Source organism: Micromonospora sp. KC606 (genome assembly GCF_004348675.1).
Taxonomy (GTDB): Bacteria; Actinomycetota; Actinomycetes; order Mycobacteriales; family Micromonosporaceae; genus Micromonospora.
Window position 1 is genome coordinate 1 of sequence record NZ_SMKN01000325.1, and the last position, 4,283, is coordinate 4,283.

Below are 4,283 nucleotides of genomic sequence, written 5' to 3' on the forward strand. Positions count from 1 at the left end.
CCGCCGGCGGTGGCCTTCCCCCCCGCCGGCGCCCGACCTGCCGGCCCGGTGGCACGACGGGCCGCGCCACCGGTACGGCCCTCTGCCCGCAGCGTCCGCGCCAGCGTCTTCACCAGTTCCGGCTTGCGCAGCGCGGAGATCCCGGAGACACCGCGTCGGCGCAGCTGGCCCCGAATGTCGTCCACCCGCATCCGGGAGATTTCCGACTCAGAGATCTCCGGCGTGTTCGGGGTCTGGTTGCCCTGCCTGGTCCTGGTCGCAGCTCCGCCGCGACCTGAGCTGTTCCGTTGAGCCATGGCACGCTCCTCGACAGTCCGTCTCGGCCTGCGGCGGGTCTCTGACTGCCGCACCGCAGCGGTGCGGCATACCCGTCAGGACTGGTCCGAACCTCCCGGCGACGGTGCGAACAGATGGGTGAAGGCGGCGAGGTTGGCGGTCGACTCGCCCCGCTTGACCCGCCACTCCCACTCCCGGCGGATCGCGCCGCCGAAGCCGATCTCCAGCATGGTGTCGAAGGACTCGTCGGCGTACGTGAGCACCGCGCCGAGCAGCCGGTCCAGCTCGTCCGCGTCGATGCCGGCCGGATTGACGCGCCCGGTCAGGTACACGTCCCCTGCCGCGTCGATGGAGAACGACACGCCGTACATCCGGGCGTTGCGCTGCAACAGCCACGCCCACAGGTCCTCGCGCCGTTCGTCGGGCTGGCGCATCACGAACGCCTCGATCCGCAGCGCGTGCTCGCCGACGATCAGGTTGCAGATCGTCTTGAGTTTGTGCGTGCCCGGCAGGGTCACGGCGTACGAGTTGTCGCCGGTGGACTCCCAGTCCAGCTCCCGCTCGGCACAGAAGGACTCGATCAGGGCCGCCAGGTCGCTCATCGCGCTCATCGCCCCCACTCTACGGTCGATCGGGCAGGCACACCGGACGGCGACAGATGGCCCGGATCACCACGAGCAGGACATGGCGGCGTTCCCGGCCAGCCGGGCCGCCAGCCGGCTCCGGTGCTCGGCGATCGCCTCCCCGTACACGGCGAGCAGCCCCGAGACCGTCCGCTGCCAGGAGAAGTTGCGGGCATGTCTGGCCGCGCCGACGCCCAGGGCGGCCCGACGCGGCCCGTCGGGTAGCAGGCGATTGAAAGCACGGGCCCAGTCGACCGGGTCGTGCCCCTCGACCAGTATTCCGCTGACCCCGTCGCGCACGGCGGTGACCAGACCACCGACGGCGGCGGCCACCACGGGCGTACCGCACGCCTGCGCCTCCAGGGCGACCAGCCCGAACGACTCGTTGTACGACGGCACCGCGACCAGATCCGCCGCCCGGTACAGGGCGGGCAGGTCCTCGCCGGTCTGTGGTGGCAGGAAGCGCACCCGGTCTGCGACGCCGAGCGAGGCGGCCAGCTCGATCAACGCCGTGGGCCGCTCCAGCCCGCTGCCACTCGGCCCGCCGCAGATCACCACGGTCAGCTCGTCGGCCAGGGCGGAATCCCGCTCGCGCAACGCGGCGGCCGCCCGAATCAGAACGTCGGGGGCCTTGAGCGGCTGGATCCGGCCGACGAACGCCACCACGTACCCGCCGGTGGGCAGCCCCAGCCGACGGCGGGCCGCCCGGGTGGCGGCGGGCCGGCTCCCGGTGGCTGGCCGAAACCGTTCCAGGTCGACGCCCGGCTCGACCACCGCGACCCGGCCCGGGTCGGCGTCGTACCGACCGATAAGGTCGCCCGCCTCGACCCGGGTGTTCGCGACCAGCCGGTCGGCCTCGGCGACCACCTGCTCCTCGCCGATCACCCGGGCCTTCGGCTCGGGGCGGTCACCGGCGGCGAGCTGCGCGTTCTTGACCTTGGCCAGGGTGTGCGCGGTGTGCACCAGCGGCACGCCCCAGCGCTCCTTGGCCAGCCAGCCGACCTGACCGGAGAGCCAGTAGTGCGAGTGGATCAGGTCGTAGTGGCCGGGCGGTCGGGCCGCCTCGGCGCGCAGCACCCCGGCGGTGAAGGCGCAGAGCTGGCCGGGCAACTCCTCCTTGGTCAGCCCTTCCAGCGGGCCGGCGGTGACGTGCCGGACGTGCACTCCGGGATCCATCTCGACGACCGGAGGCAGGTCGCCGGACGTGGCCCGGGTGAAGATCTCCACCTCGACGTTCGCCTGGGCGAGCCGCCGGGCGACCTCCAGGATGTAGACGTTCATGCCGCCGGCGTCGCCGGTGCCCGGCTGGTGCAGCGGCGAGGTGTGCACCGACACGGTGGCGATCCGGCGGGGGCGGGGCCACGGCAGGGCGCCTCGCTGACGACCGACACCGGTGTGCAACTCCACCACGTCCGCTCCCTCTGTCACGGTTGATGCCGTCCGCACGACCGGCGCTTCTCGGTCAACCGCTACGGCGGATGCCATCTTCCCGATCCCACTTCGGAAATACGCCGGAGCCGTCCGTGGGCGTGACCGACCTCATCCACCGGCTCGTCCTCTCTCCCGGCAGGTAGGGCGGAGAATGGCCGGATGACCTCTGTCGCGATCGTCACCGGGGCGTCCAGCGGGATCGGTGCGGCCACCGCCCGCCGGCTGGCCGCCGAAGGCTTCCACGTGCTGGCCGCCGCGCGGCGGTCCGAACGGCTGGCCGACCTGGTCGCCACGATCGAGGCCGCCGGGGGCAGTGCGACCGCCGTGGAGTGCGACATCACCGTCGACGGGTCCGTCGCCGGGCTGGCCGCCGCCGCGCTGGCCGCGCCGGGCCCGGTCACCCTACTGGTCAACAATGCCGGTGGCGCACGCGGGCTCGACCCGGTGGAGTCCGGCGCGGTCGACGACTGGCAGTGGATGTACGACGTCAACGTCCTCGGCACGCTGCGGGTCACCCAGGCCCTGCTGCCCGCGCTGGAGGCGTCTGGCCGGGGCACCATCGTGATGGTCTCCTCCACCGCCGGCCACGTCGTCTACGAGGGCGGCGGTGGCTACAGCGCCGCCAAGCACGCGCAGACCGCCATGGCCGGGACGCTCCGGCTGGAGCTGTGCGGGCGCCCGGTCCGGGTCGTCGAGATCGATCCCGGCATGGTGAAGACCGAGGAGTTCGGCCTGAACCGCTTCAGCGGGAACGCCGACCAGGCCGCCGCCACGTACGCCGGGGTGGCCGAACCGCTGGTCGCCGAGGACATCGCCGACTGCATCGCCTGGTGTGCGACCCGCCCCCAGCACGTCAACGTGGACCGTCTCGTCGTCCGCCCGCTGGCCCAGGCAGCCCAGCACAAGGTGCACCGTGTCGAACCCGTGAAGCGCGAGGAGCGAGCCGGTCGTGCGAGCCCCGCAGCCGCGAACCAGAACGAACCCGTGAAGCGCGAGGAGTGAGTCGGGGTTGTCCCCTCAACCGCGAGCGGTGTCGGATCCGGTGAGCGCGGGCCGGCTGGCCGCGCCGGCCCGGCCGCTCGGCGTGGTCACCCGCGGGACGACCAGCCCGAACCGACTCCGGCGGGTGGACAACTGGATCGTCGCGTCCTGCGGCGACCGGCTGCGGGCCTCCGTCGACCCGCTGGTGGTCGACCTGGGCTACGGCGCGACCCCGGTAACCGCCGTCGAGCTACGCGCCCGGCTCGCCGCCCGGGTCCGCCGGGATGTGCGGGTGGTCGGGCTGGAGATCGATCCGGTACGCGTCGCCGCCGCCGCACCCGCTGCCGACCCGCCCAGGCTCGCCTTCGCCCGGGGCGGCTTCGAGCTGGCCGGGCTGCGTCCCGCCCTGGTCCGGGCGTTCAACGTGTTGCGCCAGTACGACGAGAGCGAGGTGGCCGACGCCTGGCGTACGGTAGCCGACCGGCTGGCCCCGGGCGGGGCGCTGGTCGAGGGGACCTGCGACGAGCTGGGCCGGATCGGCAGTTGGGTGCTGGTCGACGCCGGCGGGCCGCGCACCCTGACCCTGGCCGCGCGCCTGTCCAGCCTGGAGAGCCCGGCCGACCTCGCCGAGCGGCTGCCCAAGGCCCTGATCCACCGCAACGTCCCGGGCGAGCGGATCCACGACCTGATCCGCGCCCTGGACGACGCCTGGCGGGCCGCCGCCGGCTACGCCCCGTTCGGCCCCAGACAGCGCTGGGTGCAGGCGGTGCGTGCGGTCCGCGACGCCGGTTGGCCCGTCCACGGCCGGCCGCAGCACTGGCGCCAGGGTTACCTCACCGTCCCCTGGCCCGTGGTAACCCCCGCCTCCACTGATCCCCATGCCCCACGGGGATGATCACGAGGTTGACGGCGACAACCGGAGGCGAAATCGCGCGGGCCAGCTTCATGATCTGGGTGGAGGCTGCACGTGGC

General features: G+C 73.2%; 3 protein-coding genes and 2 pseudogenes. 2 read left to right on the plus strand and 3 right to left on the minus strand.

Annotation, left to right across the window (positions count from 1 at the left end; translation table 11 throughout):
* The 3 genes and pseudogenes from E1193_RS30245 to mshA all read right to left on the minus strand — a co-directional run.
* Positions 1-296: pseudogene (locus E1193_RS30245) on the minus strand (hypothetical protein); the annotation flags it as partial.
* 75 nt (positions 297-371) lie between these two features.
* Positions 372-887, minus strand: a complete 516-nt coding sequence (locus E1193_RS30250) for a YbjN domain-containing protein (protein ID WP_132186551.1) — start codon at positions 885-887, stop codon at positions 372-374.
* 57 nt (positions 888-944) lie between these two features.
* Positions 945-2,384, minus strand: coding sequence for a D-inositol-3-phosphate glycosyltransferase (gene mshA / locus E1193_RS30255; protein ID WP_207922933.1), 1,440 nt, complete (start codon positions 2,382-2,384; stop codon positions 945-947).
* Positions 2,385-2,489: 105 nt separating this feature from the next.
* Here mshA and E1193_RS30260 point away from each other — a divergent pair.
* Together E1193_RS30260 and E1193_RS30265 are read left to right on the plus strand one after the other, a co-directional pair.
* Positions 2,490-3,245, plus strand: a pseudogene (locus E1193_RS30260) (SDR family oxidoreductase); the annotation flags it as partial.
* Positions 3,246-3,387: 142 nt separating this feature from the next.
* Positions 3,388-4,206, plus strand: a complete 819-nt coding sequence (locus E1193_RS30265; RefSeq protein WP_132186554.1) for a class I SAM-dependent methyltransferase — start codon at positions 3,388-3,390, stop codon at positions 4,204-4,206.
* The last annotated feature ends 77 nt before the right edge of the window (positions 4,207-4,283 follow it).

Coding starts and splice junctions, on each gene's coding strand:
- E1193_RS30250 (WP_132186551.1), bottom strand. CDS start 887: ATGAGCGCGATGAGCGACCTGGCGGCCCTGATCGAGTCCTTCTGTGCC.
- mshA (WP_207922933.1), bottom strand. CDS start 2,384: ATGGCATCCGCCGTAGCGGTTGACCGAGAAGCGCCGGTCGTGCGGACG.